Consider the following 16927-nt stretch of genomic DNA (forward strand, 5'->3'; position numbering starts at 1 on the left):
CTCCTCAGCGGTTGCGCTGGCCGCGGCCAAGGGCCCGGCCAAGCTGCGACGCGACCCGGCTTTGTGACCGGCGGAACCCCTCGACGTCCGGGGTCGAGATGTTCATCACAACCTGCACCGCCCGTCCGCCACCGTCCGAGCGCACGCCCAGCCGTCCGTCCGCGCCACGGGTCAGCGGCATGATCGCCTCGGGACCTGCCTCGCCCATCAGGCCGGTGCCGCCCCGCATCGGAAACGCCACGGGCCCCGAAACGATCCCGCCCTGCGCGAAGGGCATGACACGGCCCTGGGTGAAGCTGGCGCCCCGTGCGAACGGCAGCATGCCGCCGACCAGCCCTTCGATCCCGCTCGCCACCAGACCGCCCAGGCTGTCGGTCACCGGGCGCATGGCGGCCGAATAGGCCGTCTCGACCATCGAACGGGCAAGACCGCCCAGGACATCCGACAGCTTCTTCCCGTCAAGGATCAGCCCGTCGAAGGACTGCCGCAGGCTCCGGCTGATGCCTGTGGACAGGCGGCCCACGTCGCCGCCCGCGTCGGTCATCGCCAGGCTCATGCGGCGCACCTGTCCGTCGAAGGCCGCCGCCACCGTCTGCGCGCCGCCCAGCGATTGCTCAAGCGCAACGATCTGCTCGTCAAGCGCCGTCAAACCATCAATCTCGTCCATCGGTCCCTTCCCCTTGTTCGTCCGGAAACTGCCGCGACAGTTCCTCCAGGCGCGAGCGCCCGAACCCCGTCCCCGCCGCATCCGGGCCCAGCATCAGCAGAAGCTCGGCCGGCGTGAGCTGCCAGAAATCCCGCGGTCGCAGCCGAAGCCCCTGCATCCCTGCGCGCATCAGCCCGGCCCAGTCGAAGCGGCTCATTTCCGCGGATCCGAAGGCAAGGCGAAGGCCCGCGCCAGCAGAAGGCCCGCCACCCGCGCGGCCTCGACCGGCCCGCCCTCGATCTCGGCGCTCAGAAGGTCGGCCGCCGTGCCCCGCCAGCCGCCCCCCCGAAGCCCCGCCACGATCAGCGCCAGCACGTCGCGGCTCGAAAACCGCCCGCCCTCGAAGCGCTCGATCAGCGCGATCAGATCGCCGGCCTCAAGCGTCGCCTCAAGCTCTGCCAGGGCGCCCAGCGTCAGCTTCAGCACCTGACGCTCGCCGCCGATGACCAGCGCCGCCTCGCCCGCCCAGGGATTTTCCATCAAAGCGCCGTAAAGCTCAGCGCCCCGGCCGAGGCGAAGGCCATCTCGTAGGTCGCCTCGCCGTTGTAGCTTCCCGCGAACTCGATCGACGTGATCTGGAACGCGCCTTCGACGATCCCGAAGTCGGGGATGATGACCTGGCATCCCGGCGTCTCGCCCGCGAAGAAAAGCTGCCGTGCGCGTTCGTCGGTATCGGCGTCCTTGAACACCCCCGAGCCCGAGATCGTGGCCGACTTCACGCCTGCCCCGCCCAGAAGCTCGCGCCAGCCGCCCGTGCTTTCCAGACTGGTGACATCCACGCTTTCGGCGTTGAAGCTGATGCGCGTGGCACGCAGCCCCGCGACCGTCTCGAACTGGCCGTCTCCGGTCATGTCGAGCTTGATGAGAAGATCCTTGCCGTTCTGCGCACCCATGACGCTTGCTCCGTGCTAGAGGTTCATTCGTCTTCCACGCGCGCGCGGAAGGTCAGGTCGATGCGGCGGTTCCGTGCGGCCGCGACGCGAAGCGCGCGGGCGCGCAGAAAGTGCATCGACACGATCCGCCCCCGCGCCATGGCAGGCGCCCCGCCGTCCAGCGCGTCCGACACCGCGCCGGCCACCGCCTTTGCGTGTTGGAAGCCTGCCGCGTCCGTGACCACGCTCACCGTGAACAGGTGGTCCGATCCGCGCGCGGTCTTGTCGGACCGCTCGCGCACCTCCTCGGGGCCAAGGCTCACGTAGGTGCCGGGCAACTGGCCCGCGGGCACCACGTCATAGATCGCCTCTCCGACCAGCGCGGTCAGGCCCGGGTCGCTGGACAGCCGCTGATAGATGGCCGCCTGAAGGGCGGCCGCCATGCCGTAACTCATGCCGCCACCTCCTCGCGCGCGAAACACGTCAGATAGGCGCCCGTCGCGTCGCTCTCGGTCACGGCCAGGATGCGCCAGACCCGGCCACCGTCCCGGAACCGCTGCTCGGGTCGCGGACGCGACGGCGCGCCCACGGGTGCCGCCCGCACCAGAATCCGGCAACTCACCCGGCTCAGCGTCGCGAAGTCCTGCGCCCGCTCGTCGCCGGCACCGGGCCGGATCTCGGCCCAAAGCGTGCCAAGCGCGCTCCAGCTGTCGACGAACCCGCCCGCGCCGTCGGGCAGGCGCTCGGCAACCTCAAGCGCCAGCGGCCGGTTCAGCCGCGGCCGGATCATCGCCGCCCCCCGCCGAAAAGACGCAGGTTGAGATGGGGCACAAGAAGCGCGTTGACCTCAGCGGGAAATCCCTCCGCGCCGTCCGTCGCCCCGTGGCGGTTCTCGTAATAGCTTGCCGCCAGCGCGAAGACCGCCTTGCGCAGGTCCGCCGGAACCCCGGTCCAGGCCGCGCCATAGCCGGCCTCGAAGGTGATCTCGGCGCTCCCACCCAGCGGGATCGACGGCAACAGGAACCCCTGCGCCACAAGCGCCGGACGATGCGTGTCGCGCTCCAGCGCATAGCGCGACGGTGCGATCTCGGCCTCGGTCCCGGACCGCTCGACGATGGCCAGACGCGTGATCGCCGCGACCGGCGCCACCGGCAGCACCTGCCGCGACAGGTCCCGCCAGGCCGTCACCGACCACTGGAACGCGCGCCGAAGCACCGCCTTGCCGGTCCGCGCCTCGATTGCCGCGATCGCCCCGCGCAGGCAGGTCTCCAGGACGCCGTCCTGCTCGGCGGCGTCCGCGAACCCGGTCCCCAGACGCAAGTAATCCCTGAACTCCGCGACCGGCAGGGCCGCCGCGGGCACCGTGGCCTGCTCGACTAGTATCATGAATTCTCTCCGAAAACCCGTTCCCGCCCGCGCCCGTCCGGGCGAGGGGTCATGGACATGGACGCGCGCCGCCGCATTGCTCGGACGGAGGGGAAGCAGCTAGACAACGCGGGGTCTGTCGACGCGCGTCCATGCCGACGGTCCGGGCCCAAATCCCACCCGAACCGTCGACCCGGTCACCGATCAGGCGACCGAGAACCGCAGCAGCTTGATCGCGGCGAAGTCGCTCACGTCGCCGCCCACGCGTTTGGTGGCGTAGAACAGAACGTGCGGCTTGGCCGAGAACGGGTCTCGCAGGATGCGCAGGTCGGGGCGTTCCGCCACCGTGTAGCCCGCCGAGAAATCGCCGAAGGCAACGGCGTCCGCGCCTGCGGCGACGTCCGGCATGTCCTCGGCGATCAGCACCGGATAGCCCAGAAGCCGCGCGGGCTCACCCGCGGCAAGGCCGTCCGACCACAGGAAGCGGCCGTCGGCATCCTTGATCTTGCGCACCTGGCCCGCGGTCTTCGAGTTCATCACGAAGGTCGCGCCCGACCGGTATTGCGCACCCAGCGCATAGACAAGGTCGACGATCGCATCCGCCGGCGCCACCGAATCGAAGGCCCCGTTCGTGCCGGTGGGCACATAGCCGATCGACCCCCAGGCCCAGACCGCGTTGTCCACCGTCGGACGGGTCAGGAAGCCGCGTGGCTTGTCGATGCCGTCGCCAATCACGAAGGCCGCCGCCTCGGCGCGGGCGAACTTGTCGGCGATGCGCGACGCAAGCCAGCCCTCGATGTCGAACGCGCTGTCGTCCAGCAGGCGCTGCGAGGCCTTGGGCATCGCCGACAGCTCGTGCAGCGGGATCGAGATGCGCTCGATCTGCGGGGTGTCGGTCTCGGCGACGCTGCCGGTCTCGCTCGCCCAGCCGGACCCGATGTCGGTGTGGTCGATCAGCACGTCGAAGGACGTGGCTTCCACGTTCACCACATTGGCGATCTGCCGAAGCGAGGCAGTCGATTTCAACACGCTCTTCACGGTCTCGGCTGTCTGCGGATCGACAAGGTATCCGCCCTCGGCGGCCACCGCGGACGACAGCGCCTTGCCCTCGATCTCAAGACCGCGCAGCGCATCGTCGTCGCCCGACCGAAGATAGGCCGCGAAGGCCTTCTGGTGCGGGGCCTCGGTCTCGGCCAGGGCCGACAGCGCCGGGCGGCGCGAAAGGGTGGATTTCCGATCCAGCATGGTCAGTCGCTCTTCCTGTTTGTGAAGTCGTTCGGTGATGTCGCCCATGAAGCCCGCAAGCGCGGTCCTCAGTTCGGCCGCAGGCCCGCCGTCATCCGGCAAGGCGCCAGCGGACCGGGACTTGGTCTCGGTCGTGCTCATCGCATGGTCCTCTCTTGGCTTGGTGCGGCCGGCTCAGTCGCGGGCCAGAATGCGGCGGGCCTCGTCGACGACCGCCGCCATGTCGCGCAAAAGCGCGGCCTCGGGGCTTTCGCCCTTCGCACCGACGCGCGCATCGGGAAGCATCGGGAAGGTCACCAGCGACACCTCCCAAAGCTCCAGCTCCGACAGAAGCCGCCGGCCGCTGCCGTCCTTCGTCGACTTCAGCGTGCGATAGCCGATCGACAGCCCGTCGATCGCCCCCGCCGCGATCAGCGCGGCAGCCTCGCGCGCCCGGGCGACATCGGTCAGAAGCCGCCCCTTGACGTAAAGACCGCGCGCGTCCTCGCGCACCTCGTCCCAGACGCCGATAGGCTCGGCCGGGTCGTGCTGCCACAGCATCTTCACCGACCCGCCGCGCGCCTTCAGCCGTTCAAGCGCCTTGCCATAGGCCCCCGGCTCGACGATGTCGCCGCCCTGGTCAACCTTTCCGAAGACCGAGGCATAGCCCTCGATCACCCGGCCGTCGGCCACGGTCACGTCGCCGCCGAAGCCCGCGAACTTGTGTTCCAGCATCTGGGTGGTCCCGGTCATCACGCCTCCTCCTCGGGCAAGGGCGGCAGGCCCAGAAGCCCGCGCTTCTCGGCGTCCGTCAAGAAATCGGCGCCGGCCACGCGCCGCCACTGCGCCTCGCGCTCGGCGCCCAGCGCCGGCACCTGGTCAAGGTCGGGCTTCAGCACGACCTCCTCGCCCATTTGCCCGCTCAGCCAGTGTCCGATGGCCGAGGCCACGCGCCCGGCAAGCGGCAACACCGTCAGCCGGTAGAAGGCGCGGTTGGCCTCCTGGTAATTGGCATAGGTCGCGTCGCCCGGGATCCCCAGGAGCATCGGTGGAACCCCGAAGGCCAGCGCGATGTCGCGCGCCGCGGCTTCCTTGGTCTTCTGGAACTCCATGTCCGAGGGGCTGAAACCCATCGGCTTCCAGTCCAGTCCGCCCTCCAGAAGCATCGGCCGCCCGGCGTTGCGCGCGCCCTGGTGATGGGCCTCCATCTCCTGCAGAAGACGGTCGTACTGATCTGCCGTCAGACTGCCCTGCCCGTCCGCCCCGCGATAGACGATCGCCCCCGAGGGCCGCGCGGCATTGTCCAGAAGCGCCTTCGACCAGCGCGCGGCGGCAGTGTGCACGTCGATCGCCTGCGCCGCCGCCTGAAGCGGCGACAGCCCATAGTGGTCGTCCTGCGGATGGAAGCTCTTGATGTGGCAGACCGGCGACGGCCCCTCGCCCACCGCGAAACGGTGCTTGCGCGCGCCCACGGCGTACTCATAGGCCACCGGCCAGCCGTCGGCGCCAGGCACCACGCTCATCCGGTCCGAGCGCAGGACATGCAGCTCCTCCGGCGTCCCGCGCAGGCCCGCCACCGCCTCCACATAGGCGTTTCCGCTCAGCAGAAGCTGGCCATACAGCGCCTCGAACAACTCGCCTTGCCCCTGCGCGGGGTTCGGCCGCGCGATCAGACGCAGCAGCGGATGGTCGTCATACCGCCGCGCCGCGTCCTGGCACAGAAGCGGCAGCGCCGCCGCGGCCTCGGCAATCAGCTTGACCGACCGGAACCCCACCGGGTTCCCGGCAAAGCCGTTCCGCATAAGGCTGACCGTGTCGCGCGGGCTCCAGGCCGCACGACCCGCCCCATGATAGGCGATCACCGCCCCCGCGGCCGAGGCCTTGGTCTCGGCCGGCGCGGGCGGATCGGCCTGCCTCTTCAGAAAGTCAAACACCATGCGGACATGCTCCTTGGTGGTCGGATGAAGTCGCGGGCTCAGGCCAGCGCCCGAACCCTCGGCCGGCGCCACTGCGCCGCCGGGTCGATCATCAGGTCGTGCAGCGCCCAGACCAGCGCATCCAGACGGTCGGGGCTTCCCGCGCCCTCGAAGCCGCGCGCCGTCATCCGGCACATCTGATCCTCAAGCGCGCCCAGACCGCGCAGGTGCTTCACGCGCCCCTGCTCGTAAAGCGCGGCCACCGGCTCGGCCCGGATCGACTTGCCGCGCTTGGCATGAACCTTGCGATACGGGACCAGCGGGTCGACCTGGCGGATCACCGCCTCGACCAGATCGCCGCCCTGGTTCACCTCGGCCACGATCCGGTCCGCCCCATAGCGCTCGCGCGCGGCCACCGCCGCCTCGGCCCAGACCTGGGGCGAGGCCGCCGAGACGCTGGCATCCTCCAGCACGAAGGCCCGCCAGTCGGTCGGGGCGCCGCCCATGCGCACGCCGGCCACGACGATCCCGCAGGCGTCCGACCGGCCGTGCCCCGTCACCGGCGGGTCCACCGCCACCACGATCCGGTCAAGCTCGGGCGCCGCCTCGCAGCGCGCGGCCTCGATCGTGGCCTGGGTCCACAGCGCGCCCTCGGCATCCTCAAGCAGGACACCGTCCAGTTCCTGCCGCCCGATGCGCGTGCCGGCGTACCGCGCCCGCACCTCGGCCAGGAACGATGCCGCAAGGTTCGCGCGGTTCGCCTCGGTCGGTGCGTGCGTGACCACGGTCGAAGGGTTCGCCAGGATCGCCTTCAGCACGCCCACGTTGCGCGGCGTCGTGGTCACGCATTGCCGTGGATGATCGCCCAGACGAAGCCCGAACTGAAGCATGTCCCAGGTCTCTTCCGCCCGGCGCCACTTGGCCAGTTCGTCAGCCCAGGCCGCGTCGAATTGCGGGCCCCGCAGTCGCTCGGGGTCATGGGCGGAAAACACTGCGGCCTCGGCCCCGTTCGGCCAGACCAGCCGCTTGCGCGTCGCCTGCCAGACCGGCCGACGGTCGGGCGGCGAACAGGCAAGGATGCCGCTGTCGCCTTCGATCATGACCGAGACTGCCTGCTCGATCGTCTCGCCGACCAGCGCCACCCGACGCGACCGGCCGGGATCAAGCGGCCGCGACCCCTCGACCTCGGCGCGCACCCATTCGGCGCCCGCGCGGGTCTTGCCCGCGCCGCGCCCCCCCATGATGACCCATGTCGTCCAGTCCCCCTCGGGCGGCAGCTGATGCGGCATCGCCCAGAAGTCGAAAAGGAAAGGGAGCGCATGAAGCGCCCCCTCCCCCATCGCGTCAAGAAACGCCGCCTGCACCTCGGGCGGCTCTGAGGCGATCCAGGAGGCCCCCGACCTCAGCCCGTGCGGCATGAAGGTCGAAGGCGAATCCATGGACAAGTCCGGCCTCCTTGTTTCGGACGGTCTCAAGTTTCTTCCTCTCCTCAAACAGGGCCTGCATCGCCGCGCGCATATCCTGCGCGGCGCGCCTTATCTCCGGGCCACCAGCCGTCGCGGCGCGTGCCTCGACCTCGGTGACCAGCGCATCAAGCGCCAGAAGCGATCGTTCGAAATGCCTCTCGGCGACCGCGAAGATCTCGTCGGCCGCCCCCTCGTCCCGAAAGGGAGTGATCAATGCCATGTGGTTGAAACCTGCCTCTCATACGTCTCCGCACGAGCGAAACAGAAAAGCGACCGCGAGGCATTGCCCCGGGCCGCTTACCCACTTCTTCTAGCTTGGATGTTTTATACTTTAGGGCGTTCTCAAAGTCAAGCGCTAAATCTCCGGTTGTATCGCATGGCGCGCGGCGGGATTACCGAAACCTTACTCCGCGCCGCCGGGGGACGTCTCGTAAAGCTCAAGCGGCAACCCGTCGGGATCGGCGAAAAAGGTGAACCGCGCTCCGGTGTGCGGGTCGATCCGCACCGCTTCGACCGCGACGCCCGCAGCCTCCAGGCCCGCCACCGCCGCACCCAGGTCATCCACCGCGAAGGCCAGATGGCGCAAGCCGGTCGCCTCGGGCGCAGATGGCCGCGCCGGTGGCTCGGGAAACGAGAACAGCTCGATCCGCCCGCCGCCCGGCACCGCAAGGTCCAGCTTCCAGGACCGCCGATCCGCGCGGAAGTTCTCGTCGATCACCCGCAGGCCCAGAACCTCGGTGTAGAACTGCTTGGATCGGTCATAGTCCGAACAGATCACCGCGACGTGGTGAACGCCGGCGAACCTCACTGATCGGACTCGCCCGCGTCCTCGCCCGCCTCCTGGGCCGCCCGCTCCCGCTCACGCTCGATCTCGCGCCAGCGCGCGACGTTGGCGTTGTGATCGGCAAGGTTCGTCGCGAAGGCATGTCCGCCCGTGCCGTCGGCCACGAAGAACACGTAGTCCGTCTCAAGCGGGTTCAGCGCGGCCTCGATGCTCAGAAGCCCCGGATTCGCGATCGGCGTGGGCGGAAGACCGTCGATCACATAGGTGTTCCAGGGCGTCGCGCCGCGCAGTTCGCTTTGCCGCAGACCGCGTCCCAGCACGCCCCGGCCCTCGGTCACGCCGTAAATCACGGTGGGGTCGGTCTGAAGCCGCATCCCCCGTTCAAGGCGGTTCTTGAACACGCTCGACACGGTCGGCCGTTCCTCGGGAAGCGCGGTCTCCTTCTCGATGATCGAGGCCATGATCAGCGCCTCTTCCGGCGTGTCGAACGGCAGGCCCTCGGCCCGGTTCGCCCAGGCTTCGGCCAGGCGATCGGCCTGCAACTCGGCCATCTGCGCCAGCAACGCGCTGCGGTCAGCACCCGCCGCCACCTCATAGCTCTCCGGCGCAAGCGTTCCCTCGGCCGGAATGGCCGGAACCTCGCCCGACAGGAAATCGGCGCGATTGATCGCCTCGACCACCTGCCAGCTCGTCACCCCTTCGGCCAGCGACACCCGGAACCGCGTGTCGTCCATGTCTCGGACCGCGATGTAATCCTCGGCAGCCGCCTCCGCCGCCGGATCGAACTCGGCCACCACCGCGAACCGCTCGGTTTCGGGATCAAGCTGGCGCACCTCGATCTCCTGGGTCGCCACGCCGATCCGCAGCACCACCTCGGTCCCGCAGGTGCTGCGTCCGCCGCGGGTGATCGCGTCCACGACCTCTTCCATCGAGGCGCCTTCGCGGATCAGGAAGGATCCCGCCTTGAGCTGATCGGACTTGCCCGAATACTCGGCCCCCAGCCGGAAGATCGAGGCATTGGTGATCGCCCCACGCTCGGACAACTCGTCGGCGACGCGCCGCATGTTCGATCCCGACTGCACCCGCAGACAGATCGCCTCGGCCAGCGGGCCGTCCCCGCGGTATTGCGACTGCGCCCAGGCCACAATGCCCGCCGCAGCGATCAGCCCGACAATGAGAAGCGTCAGCGCGTTGGCCGCGAAATGCCGCCACATCAGCCCGACACCCGTCCAAGCACGAGCGAGGCATTGGTGCCTCCGAACCCGAAGGAATTCGACAGCGCCACGTCGATCTTGCGGCGCTCGGCGGCGTTCGCGGCCAGGCTGAACGCCGTCTCGACCTCGGGCGTGTCAAGGTTGATCGTCGGTGGCGCGATCTGGTCGCGGATCGCCAGCGTGCAGAAGATCGCCTCGACCGCGCCCGCGGCCCCAAGAAGATGCCCGATCGACGATTTCGTCGACGACATCGTGGCCTTCGCCGCCGCCTCGGGGCCCATCAGCCGCTCCACGGCCTTCAATTCGATCGTGTCCGCCATGGTCGAGGTCCCGTGCGCGTTGATGTAGTCGACCGCGCCCGGCTCAAGGCCTGCCCGGCGCAGCGCCGCGGCCATCGCCCGCGCGCCGCCCTCGCCGTCCTCGGACGGCGCGGTGATGTGATAGGCATCGCCCGACAGGCCATAGCCCAGCACCTCGGCATAGATCTTCGCGCCCCGCGCCTTCGCGTGCTCGTAGTCCTCAAGCACGACGACCCCCGCGCCCTCGCCCATCACGAAGCCGTCGCGGTCCGCGTCATAGGGCCGGCTGGCCGTCTGGGGCGCGTCGCCGCGCTTGGTCGACAGGGCCTTGCAGGCGTTGAAGCCCGCGATCCCGATCTCGCAGATCGGGCTTTCCGCGCCGCCCGCCACCATCACGTCGGCGTCGCCCAGCATGATCAGCCGCGCCGCGTCCCCGATCGCGTGGCTGCCCGTGGCGCAGGCCGTCACCACAGAATGGTTCGGCCCCTTGAAGCCATGCCGGATCGACACCTGGCCCGAGGCAAGGTTGATCAGCGCCCCGGGAATGAAGAAGGGCGACACCCGCCGCGGCCCGCGCTCTTTCAGCGTGACCGCCGTCTCGGCGATGCTCTGAAGCCCGCCGATGCCCGACCCGATCATCACGCCCGTGCGTTCCTGGCCGGCCGTGTCGGTCGGCGCCCAACCCGAATCCCGCACCGCCTGTTCGGCCGCCGCCATCGCATAGATGATGAATTCGTCGACCTTGCGCTGTTCCTTCGGCTCCATCCAGTCGTCGGGATTGAAGGTGCCGTCTGTGCCGTCGCCGCGCGGGATCTCGCAGGCATAGGTCGTGGCAAGATGGCTCGCGTCGAAACGGGTGATGGTGCGCGCCCCGGACTTGCCCGCCAGAAGGCGGCTCCACGTCTCCTCGACCCCTGAGGCCAGAGGAGTCACCATCCCAAGACCCGTGATCACCACTCGACGCATTGGCTCGCCCCCGTTTCGTTCTGTTCGGCGTTCCGATCCAGATACTATCCCCGGGCCGGGGGTGCAATCATGGCCGTGGCCCGGCCGAGAGGCCCCGGGCCGGCGGCGTCAGACCAGCGCCTCGAAGATCGACGCGCGGTTCAGCGGCAGCTTGCGCACCCGCACGCCAAGCGCCGCGCGCACCGCGTTGCCGACCGCGGCCACCGTCGGCCCTTGCGAGATCTCGCCCGCGCCCAGCGGGGGCTGATCCATCCGCTCGATGATCTCGACCTTCAGCCGCGGCACCTCCGAGAAGCGAAGCACGGGATAGTCAAGCCAGCTTTCCACCGCCACGCCGGCGCCCTCGAAGGGCACGGCCTCTTTCGTGGCCCAGCTGATCGCCTGCACGATGCCGCCTTCGATCTGGTTCCGCGCGCCATCGGGGCTCACGACCTCGCCGATATCCGAAACCGAGATCACGTCGGTCACGCGCACATCCTCGTCGACCGAAACCCGCGCCAGAACGGCGCAATAACCCGAGAAGTTCTTGTAGCGCGAAAACCCGATGCCCCAGCCCGCGCCGTCGGGCTCGGCCGTCCCGCGCAGCGGCGCGGCAAGTTCGACCGTCCGTTCGATGACGTCCCGTGCCCGCGGGTCGTCCAGATGCCGCAGGCGGAACGCCACCGGGTCTTCGCCCCGCGCAACCGCGATGTCGTCCATCAGGGTCTCGATCGCGAAGACGTTGGCATAGGCCCCAAGCGCGCGCAGCGACGACGTACGATAGGGCAACAAATGCACCAGCCGTTTCGTCACCTCGACATTGGGGATCGTGTAGTAGGGCACCGCGTTCCGATCCGCCGCGCCGCCCCGCGCCAGCGGAATGTCGGTCGACCGGGCGTGCGGCCTGGGATCGGCCAGATAGGGTGCGGCGGCCAGGTTCGGCGCGCCGTTCCGTCCCGGCCGGTTGGCGTGCGGGGCCGAGTTCACCACGACCTCCACCGCCGCGATCCGCCCGTCGGGGCCGACCGTCGCCTTGGCCCGCGTCACCATCCCCGGCCCCATCGGCCCGGTTCGGAACTCGTCGATCCGGGCCCAGACAACCTTGACCGGCCGCCCCGGCACGGCACGCGCCATCAGAACGGCGTCGAAGGCCGCGTCGTCGGCACTGTTGTGGCCATAGCAGCCCGCACCGGGCGTATGGATGACCCGGAACCTGTCCTCGGGCAGGTCCAGCGCCATCGCGAAGGCCTCTCGCAGTTGATAGACGCCCTGGCTGTGGGTCCAGACTCGGATCTCGTCCCCTTCCCATTCGGCGACCGCCGCCGAGGGCCCGATCGAGCCGTGGAACAGATAGGGCCGCGACACCTCGGTTTCGAAGACCTCGCCTTCGGCCGCCGCCACATCGCCCGCCGAATGGGAAACCGACGCCGGTTCCTCGGACGCGGCGATGACCTGCATCTCGTCGTTCGGCGCCACCGCCCCCGACGACCAGCGCCCATTCGCCCGCGCCCACTGCGCCGCCCGCACGGCGGCATGGGGCGTCTCGGCGATGACCCCGACGAAGGACCCGTCGCGCACCACCTCGACCACGCCGGGCCGCGCCTTCAGCGCGTCGAGGTCAAGGTCCAGAAGTTCGGCCCCCGGCGCAGGCGGATGCACCGGCCGGCCATGCAGCATCCCCGGCATCTCGAGGTCATGGACGAAGGGCGCGCCGACCATCCGCGCGCGCAGGTCGATCCGCCCGCCGACATCCCGCCCCCGGCTCCAGCGCGCGCCGGCCGGTTTCGGCCGGCCAAGCTCGGCCACCGGCCGGGCAAGGTCCAGCGCGCCCGCCAGTTCGCCCAGAGTTACCCCCGTCGGGACGCCGTCCCTTGAAATCTGGCCGTCCTCGAATGCCAGATCGTCGGCCGAGCCCCCGATCCGCGCCGCCGCGGCCTGAAGGATGGCCTGCCGCAACGCCGCGGCCGCCCAGCGCACCGCGCCGCCGCCCAGCGGGATCGACACGCTGCCGGCGGTGAACCCCTCGTCCGGCGTCGCGCCGGTATCGGCGGCATGGATTTCAAGCTGTTCCGGGTCGCAGTTCAACTCGTCGGCGGCGATCTGCCGGATCGCGGTCAGGCTGCCTTGCCCAAGCTCGACCCGCCCGGTCAGGATCGTGATCGCGCCGTCGGGCGACACCGCCAACCAATCCGCGATCCGGGGCGCGGTTTCAAGCGGCGCAGGCAGCTTCGGCGCGTTCATGCCGCGCCTCCCGCGATCCGCCGCGCGGCGTCTTCGACCGCATCCAGGATGCGGGCATGGGTGCCGCAGCGGCAAAGGTTCGCGTCAAGCGCCTGCGCGATCGTCGCCCGGTCGTCGCCGCCGCCTGCATCCAGATAGGCCTTGGCCGCCATCACGATGCCCGACAGGCAATAGCCGCACTGCCCCGCCTGATGCGCCAGCATCGCCTCGAGAAGCGGATGCGCCGGATCGACATCAAGCGCCTCGGCCGTCTCGACCCGGCATCCCGCCACCGCCGACACCGGCAAATCGCAACTGGTCCGCGCCACACCGTCGACGATCACCGTGCAGGCGCCGCAGGCGGCGTCGCCGCAGCCAAATCGCGTGGCCTTCAGGCCAAGCTCGTCGCGCAGCGCATACAGCAGCGGCAGTTCGTCCGAGGCGTCAACCTCGACCTTGGAGCCATTGAGATTGAACGTAATCCTGCCCATGCGCTGCCTCGATGTCAGATCAGAAGTCGCTGCGGCTCGGCGATGAGCCGCGCGTAGTGAACCAGGAACCGCGCCGCGTCCGCGCCGTTGATCACCCGGTGGTCATAGGACAGATCCAGCGGCACCATCGGCACCGGCTGGAAGGCCGTCCCTTCCCAGCGCGGCTTCACCTCGGTCCGGGTGATGCCCAGGATCGCCAGTTCGGGCGGGTTCACGATCGGGGTGAACCCCGTCCCGCCGATTCCGCCCAGGTTCGTGATCGTCATCGACGCCCCGCCCAGATCGTCCGGGCGGGTCTTGCGCGCCTGCGCCCGCGCCGCCAGATCGGCGATCTCGGCGGCGATCTCCCACAGGCCCTTGCGATCGGCGTCGCGAACGACCGGAACGACCAGCCCATGGGCCGTGTCGACCGCGATGCCGATGTGGACGAAGTGCTTCAGGATCAGCTTCTGTCCATCAGCCGACAGCGAGGCATTGAAGCGCGGAAAGGCCTGAAGACAGGCCGCCAAGGCTTTGACGTGAAACGCAAGTCCGGTGATCTTGACGCCACGCGCCGCGGCCTCGCGCCGCAGTGATCCCCGGAACGCCTCGATGGCCGACACATCGGCCTCGTCGTGATGCGTGACCTGCGGGATCAGCGCGTTCGCCGCCGCAAGGTTCTTGGCCGCGACCAGCGCAACCCGGGACAAGGGCTCTTCCGTCACCGGCCCGTATTGCGCGTGATCGACCGCCCAGAAGACGCGCGGGTCCTCGCCGCCAGCGGCAACGGCCGCGGCCCCTCCCGACGCGGTGCCCTCGACATCCTCGCGCGCGATCGTCTGCCGGCCCAGGCGGGCGGCCAGCGCGTCAAGATCGACGCCCCGTCGCGCCGCAAGGGCGCGCACCGCGGGGCTGGCGATCACCTCGGCCATCATGCCCTCACCAGCTTGTCGAGATGTACTGGGTTTCCATGAACTCGAGCATCCCCTCGTGCCCACCCTCGCGGCCAAGGCCCGACTGCTTAGTGCCGCCGAAGGGCGCCGCCGGGTCGGAGACAAGGCCCCGGTTCAGGCCGACCATGCCGTAATCCAGGCGTTCGCAGACCCGAAGCCCGCGCTTCATGTTCTCGGTAAAGACATAGGCGACAAGGCCGTATTCAGTGTCGTTGGCGCGGGCGATCACGTCCTCTTCGTCGCGGAAGGTCTGGATCGCGGCGACCGGACCGAAGATCTCTTCCTTGACGCAGCGGGCATGGGCCGGCACCTTCGTCAGGACGGTTGGCGGATAGAAAAACCCTGGCCCATTCGGCAGTTGCCCGCCCAACTTCACCTCGGCGCCCTTGGACACGGCATCCTCGACGAAACCCGCGACATCGTCCCGGGTCTGGGCGTTCACAAGCGGACCCACGTCGACCGACGGATCGCGCCCGTCGCCCATCTTGAGCGCGGCCATGGCGGCGGTGAACTTCTCGGTAAAGGCCTCGGCCACGTCCTCGTGCACATAGAACCGGTTGGCGGCGGTGCAGGCCTCGCCCAGGTTGCGCATCTTGGCCAGCATCGCGCCCTGCACGGCCACGTCGAGGTCGGCGTCCTCGAAGACGACAAGCGGCGCGTTGCCGCCTAGCTCCATCGCGGGCTTCAGCACCTGATCGGCAGCGGCGCGCAGAAGCGTGCGCCCGACCTGGGTGGACCCGGTGAAGGACACCACCCGCACCCGCGGGTCGTGCAGAAGATGATCGACCAGCTTGCCGGTGTTGCGCGACGGCAGCACGTTCACCACGCCCTTCGGCACCCCGGCTTCTTCCAGAAGCGGCATCAGCGCCAGCATCGTCAGCGGCGTCTCCGAGGCGGGCTTGATGATGACCGGGCAACCCGCGGCAAGCGCCGGCGCGATCTTTCGCGTGCCCATCGCGGCGGGATAGTTCCAGGGCGTCACCAGAACCGCGATGCCGGCGGGCTTGTGCTGCACCATGATCCGCGCACCGGACGACGGCGCATGGGTAAGAAGCCCGTCCGCGCGCACCGCCTCTTCGGCGAACCAGCGGAAGAATTCGGCGGCATAGGTCGCCTCGCCCATGGCGTCGGCACGGGCCTTGCCGTTTTCCAGCGTGATCAGGCGCGCGAACTCCTCAAGCCGCGCGGTCATCAGTTCCCATGCCTTGCGCAGGACCTCGGACCGCTGGCGCGGCGTGCGCCCGGCCCAGTCGGCAAAGGCGGCCTGCGCCGCGTCAAGCGCGGCGTCCGCGTCCGCGATCGTCGCCGAGGCGACCGAGGCCAGCACGGTCTCGTCGGCGGGGTTCAGCACGTCGAAGCGCTGTCCGTCGCCGCCCGGACGCCAGGCCCCGTCGATCCACAGATCGGTCAGAAACTGCTGCGCGTCGATGTTGAGAACGGGCTTGTTCATCGGTCGGGGTCCTTCAAGGTCAGAGAAGCTGTCGCAGCGGCTCGTCAAGCCGCCCGGCGAAGCCGTCGAGGCAGGCGATCACGGCGTCATCGTCCAGCGTTCCGGCCGCGACCGCAAGAGTGGCCACGATCACGTCGCCTTCGCGCGCGACGCTCAGCGTGGGCGCCGCCGTGGCACCAAGCTCGACATGGGCAAGACGCGTGCGCGTCAGATCGTGCACGATCAGGTCGGGCGCCCCGCCGTCGGCCGGGGTCATCCGACCGATGCCGGCGCGGTCGGGGTCGGCATAGACCACGGTCGCCTCACGCGGGGCCGACAGGCGCACGGTCACGGAACCAGCCCCGGTCGCCGCGCGGAAGGCGCCCGCCGCGAAAGCCGCAAGCACGGCGCCGGCATCCGCCTTGGATTCGCCGCCAAGCCAGCCAAGAAAGCCGTCGAAGGCCGCCGCCGGCACACGGGCGCGCGCCAGAATGGCCGCGGGCGCGCCGCCTGCCGCCGATGCCGCCGCGGCGGGCATCGCCTTGAGCATCTCGAGGTCCGCCACGCGGTAAGGCTGGGGGTGGCCCGCCGCCGCAAGGCGGCCGAGGTCAAGCCCCTGCTCGGCGGCCAGCGCCTTGGCCTTGGGCGAGGCAAGCACCTTGCCACCCGCCGCCGGCGTCGCGGCAGCAGGTGCGGGCGCCGCTGCAGGGGCCGGTGCGGGGGCCGGTGCGGGCGCCGGTGCGGATGCGGCGGCTGCGACTGTCTCGACCTTCGGCGCCTCGGCCTTGGCTTCGGCCTTGGCGGGGGCGGCCTTCACCGCTTCGCCTTCGGCCCCGATCACGGCCAGCACCTCACCCACGGGGACGTCGTCGCCCTCGGCGCGGCGCAGTTCCAGAAGAACGCCCGCCGCCGCGGCCTCGACCTCCATCACGGCCTTGTCGGTCTCGACCTCGAACAGGATCTCGCCCTTCGCGACCTTGTCGCCGGGCGCCTTGTGCCAGGCGACGATGATGCCGCTATCCTGCGCCATGCCCAACTGGGGCATCGTGACTTCGTGGGCCATC

Annotated in this window: 20 protein-coding genes; all 20 read right to left on the minus strand. The window is 69.8% G+C overall.

The window, feature by feature from the left end; all coding sequences use genetic code 11:
* Positions 1 to 4: 4 nt before the first annotated feature.
* Positions 5 to 667, minus strand: a complete 663-nt coding sequence (locus ACRDNQ_RS13875) for a phage tail tape measure protein (protein WP_431829287.1) — start codon at positions 665 to 667, stop codon at positions 5 to 7.
* Positions 654 to 863 carry a rcc01693 family protein gene (locus ACRDNQ_RS13880; RefSeq protein ID WP_431829288.1) on the minus strand — a complete coding sequence of 70 codons (210 nt, stop codon included), beginning with the start codon at positions 861 to 863 and terminating at the stop codon, positions 654 to 656. The genes ACRDNQ_RS13875 and ACRDNQ_RS13880 overlap by 14 nt, the downstream gene beginning before the upstream one ends.
* A complete protein-coding gene (locus ACRDNQ_RS13885) occupies positions 860 to 1186 on the minus strand; it encodes a gene transfer agent family protein (protein ID WP_431829289.1) in 327 nt (108 codons plus the stop codon). Before ACRDNQ_RS13885 ends, ACRDNQ_RS13880 begins: the two co-directional genes overlap by 4 nt.
* A complete protein-coding gene (locus tag ACRDNQ_RS13890) occupies positions 1186 to 1599 on the minus strand; it encodes a phage major tail protein, TP901-1 family (protein ID WP_431829290.1) in 414 nt (137 codons plus the stop codon). Before ACRDNQ_RS13890 ends, ACRDNQ_RS13885 begins: the two co-directional genes overlap by 1 nt.
* A gap of 23 nt (positions 1600 to 1622) precedes the next feature.
* A complete protein-coding gene (locus ACRDNQ_RS13895) occupies positions 1623 to 2033 on the minus strand; it encodes a DUF3168 domain-containing protein (RefSeq protein ID WP_431829291.1) in 411 nt (136 codons plus the stop codon).
* Positions 2030 to 2368 carry a head-tail adaptor protein gene (locus ACRDNQ_RS13900; RefSeq protein WP_431829292.1) on the minus strand — a complete coding sequence of 113 codons (339 nt, stop codon included), beginning with the start codon at positions 2366 to 2368 and terminating at the stop codon, positions 2030 to 2032. Before ACRDNQ_RS13900 ends, ACRDNQ_RS13895 begins: the two co-directional genes overlap by 4 nt.
* The gene (locus tag ACRDNQ_RS13905; RefSeq protein ID WP_431829293.1) at positions 2365 to 2964 is read right to left on the minus strand and encodes a head-tail connector protein; all 600 of its coding nucleotides are present in this window, start codon (positions 2962 to 2964) and stop codon (positions 2365 to 2367) included. The genes ACRDNQ_RS13900 and ACRDNQ_RS13905 overlap by 4 nt, the downstream gene beginning before the upstream one ends.
* A gap of 183 nt (positions 2965 to 3147) precedes the next feature.
* Positions 3148 to 4329, minus strand: coding sequence for a phage major capsid protein (locus ACRDNQ_RS13910; protein ID WP_431829294.1), 1182 nt, complete (start codon positions 4327 to 4329; stop codon positions 3148 to 3150).
* Positions 4330 to 4362: 33 nt separating this feature from the next.
* On the minus strand, positions 4363 to 4920 hold the full coding sequence (locus ACRDNQ_RS13915) for an HK97 family phage prohead protease (RefSeq protein ID WP_431829295.1): 558 nt from the start codon (positions 4918 to 4920) through the stop codon (positions 4363 to 4365).
* Positions 4920 to 6104 carry a phage portal protein gene (locus ACRDNQ_RS13920; RefSeq protein WP_431829296.1) on the minus strand — a complete coding sequence of 395 codons (1185 nt, stop codon included), beginning with the start codon at positions 6102 to 6104 and terminating at the stop codon, positions 4920 to 4922. The genes ACRDNQ_RS13915 and ACRDNQ_RS13920 overlap by 1 nt, the downstream gene beginning before the upstream one ends.
* A 38-nt stretch (positions 6105 to 6142) precedes the next feature.
* Entirely contained in the window at positions 6143 to 7522 is a 1380-nt protein-coding gene (locus tag ACRDNQ_RS13925; RefSeq protein WP_431829297.1) for a DNA-packaging protein, read from the minus strand.
* On the minus strand, positions 7428 to 7769 hold the full coding sequence (locus tag ACRDNQ_RS13930) for a hypothetical protein (protein ID WP_431829298.1): 342 nt from the start codon (positions 7767 to 7769) through the stop codon (positions 7428 to 7430). Before ACRDNQ_RS13930 ends, ACRDNQ_RS13925 begins: the two co-directional genes overlap by 95 nt.
* Positions 7770 to 7952: 183 nt before the next feature.
* Complete coding sequence (gene gloA2, locus ACRDNQ_RS13935) at positions 7953 to 8357, minus strand: SMU1112c/YaeR family gloxylase I-like metalloprotein (RefSeq protein WP_431829299.1); 405 nt, start codon at positions 8355 to 8357, stop codon at positions 7953 to 7955.
* Positions 8354 to 9547, minus strand: a complete 1194-nt coding sequence (gene mltG, locus ACRDNQ_RS13940; RefSeq protein WP_431829300.1) for an endolytic transglycosylase MltG — start codon at positions 9545 to 9547, stop codon at positions 8354 to 8356. The genes gloA2 and mltG overlap by 4 nt, the downstream gene beginning before the upstream one ends.
* A complete protein-coding gene (fabF, locus tag ACRDNQ_RS13945; RefSeq protein WP_431829301.1) occupies positions 9547 to 10812 on the minus strand; it encodes a beta-ketoacyl-ACP synthase II in 1266 nt (421 codons plus the stop codon). The genes mltG and fabF overlap by 1 nt, the downstream gene beginning before the upstream one ends.
* A gap of 108 nt (positions 10813 to 10920) precedes the next feature.
* Entirely contained in the window at positions 10921 to 13032 is a 2112-nt protein-coding gene (locus ACRDNQ_RS13950) for a xanthine dehydrogenase family protein molybdopterin-binding subunit (protein WP_431829302.1), read from the minus strand.
* Positions 13029 to 13502 (minus strand): (2Fe-2S)-binding protein, encoded by a 474-nt coding sequence (locus ACRDNQ_RS13955; RefSeq protein ID WP_431829303.1) that lies wholly within the window; start codon positions 13500 to 13502, stop codon positions 13029 to 13031. The genes ACRDNQ_RS13950 and ACRDNQ_RS13955 overlap by 4 nt, the downstream gene beginning before the upstream one ends.
* A gap of 14 nt (positions 13503 to 13516) precedes the next feature.
* Entirely contained in the window at positions 13517 to 14413 is an 897-nt protein-coding gene (locus ACRDNQ_RS13960) for a 2-oxo acid dehydrogenase subunit E2 (RefSeq protein ID WP_431829304.1), read from the minus strand.
* Positions 14414 to 14420: 7 nt separating this feature from the next.
* Positions 14421 to 15884, minus strand: coding sequence for an NAD-dependent succinate-semialdehyde dehydrogenase (locus ACRDNQ_RS13965; RefSeq protein ID WP_431829305.1), 1464 nt, complete (start codon positions 15882 to 15884; stop codon positions 14421 to 14423).
* Between the two features lie 19 nt (positions 15885 to 15903).
* The gene (locus ACRDNQ_RS13970; protein WP_431829306.1) at positions 15904 to 16926 is read right to left on the minus strand and encodes a biotin/lipoyl-containing protein; all 1023 of its coding nucleotides are present in this window, start codon (positions 16924 to 16926) and stop codon (positions 15904 to 15906) included.
* Position 16927: the final 1 nt, after the last annotated feature.

This window comes from Saliniferula longa (assembly GCF_050789285.1).
GTDB lineage: Bacteria > Pseudomonadota > Alphaproteobacteria > Rhodobacterales > Rhodobacteraceae > CAVPWP01.

Bases quoted from the DNA above. Each gene is read 5' to 3' on its own strand.
- ACRDNQ_RS13900 (WP_431829292.1), bottom strand. From the start codon at position 2,368: ATGATCCGGCCGCGGCTGAACCGGCCGCTGGCGCTTGAGGTTGCCGAG.
- ACRDNQ_RS13970 (WP_431829306.1), bottom strand. From the start codon at position 16,926: ATGGCCCACGAAGTCACGATGCCCCAGTTGGGCATGGCGCAGGATAGC.
- ACRDNQ_RS13925 (WP_431829297.1), bottom strand. From the start codon at position 7,522: ATGGATTCGCCTTCGACCTTCATGCCGCACGGGCTGAGGTCGGGGGCC.
- ACRDNQ_RS13890 (WP_431829290.1), bottom strand. From the start codon at position 1,599: ATGGGTGCGCAGAACGGCAAGGATCTTCTCATCAAGCTCGACATGACC.
- ACRDNQ_RS13920 (WP_431829296.1), bottom strand. From the start codon at position 6,104: ATGGTGTTTGACTTTCTGAAGAGGCAGGCCGATCCGCCCGCGCCGGCC.
- ACRDNQ_RS13895 (WP_431829291.1), bottom strand. From the start codon at position 2,033: ATGAGTTACGGCATGGCGGCCGCCCTTCAGGCGGCCATCTATCAGCGG.
- ACRDNQ_RS13915 (WP_431829295.1), bottom strand. From the start codon at position 4,920: ATGACCGGGACCACCCAGATGCTGGAACACAAGTTCGCGGGCTTCGGC.
- ACRDNQ_RS13930 (WP_431829298.1), bottom strand. From the start codon at position 7,769: ATGGCATTGATCACTCCCTTTCGGGACGAGGGGGCGGCCGACGAGATC.
- ACRDNQ_RS13960 (WP_431829304.1), bottom strand. From the start codon at position 14,413: ATGGCCGAGGTGATCGCCAGCCCCGCGGTGCGCGCCCTTGCGGCGCGA.
- ACRDNQ_RS13885 (WP_431829289.1), bottom strand. From the start codon at position 1,186: ATGGAAAATCCCTGGGCGGGCGAGGCGGCGCTGGTCATCGGCGGCGAG.
- ACRDNQ_RS13965 (WP_431829305.1), bottom strand. From the start codon at position 15,884: ATGAACAAGCCCGTTCTCAACATCGACGCGCAGCAGTTTCTGACCGAT.
- ACRDNQ_RS13955 (WP_431829303.1), bottom strand. From the start codon at position 13,502: ATGGGCAGGATTACGTTCAATCTCAATGGCTCCAAGGTCGAGGTTGAC.
- ACRDNQ_RS13950 (WP_431829302.1), bottom strand. From the start codon at position 13,032: ATGAACGCGCCGAAGCTGCCTGCGCCGCTTGAAACCGCGCCCCGGATC.
- ACRDNQ_RS13910 (WP_431829294.1), bottom strand. From the start codon at position 4,329: ATGAGCACGACCGAGACCAAGTCCCGGTCCGCTGGCGCCTTGCCGGAT.
- mltG (WP_431829300.1), bottom strand. From the start codon at position 9,547: ATGTGGCGGCATTTCGCGGCCAACGCGCTGACGCTTCTCATTGTCGGG.
- ACRDNQ_RS13880 (WP_431829288.1), bottom strand. From the start codon at position 863: ATGAGCCGCTTCGACTGGGCCGGGCTGATGCGCGCAGGGATGCAGGGG.
- ACRDNQ_RS13905 (WP_431829293.1), bottom strand. From the start codon at position 2,964: ATGATACTAGTCGAGCAGGCCACGGTGCCCGCGGCGGCCCTGCCGGTC.
- ACRDNQ_RS13875 (WP_431829287.1), bottom strand. From the start codon at position 667: ATGGACGAGATTGATGGTTTGACGGCGCTTGACGAGCAGATCGTTGCG.
- fabF (WP_431829301.1), bottom strand. From the start codon at position 10,812: ATGCGTCGAGTGGTGATCACGGGTCTTGGGATGGTGACTCCTCTGGCC.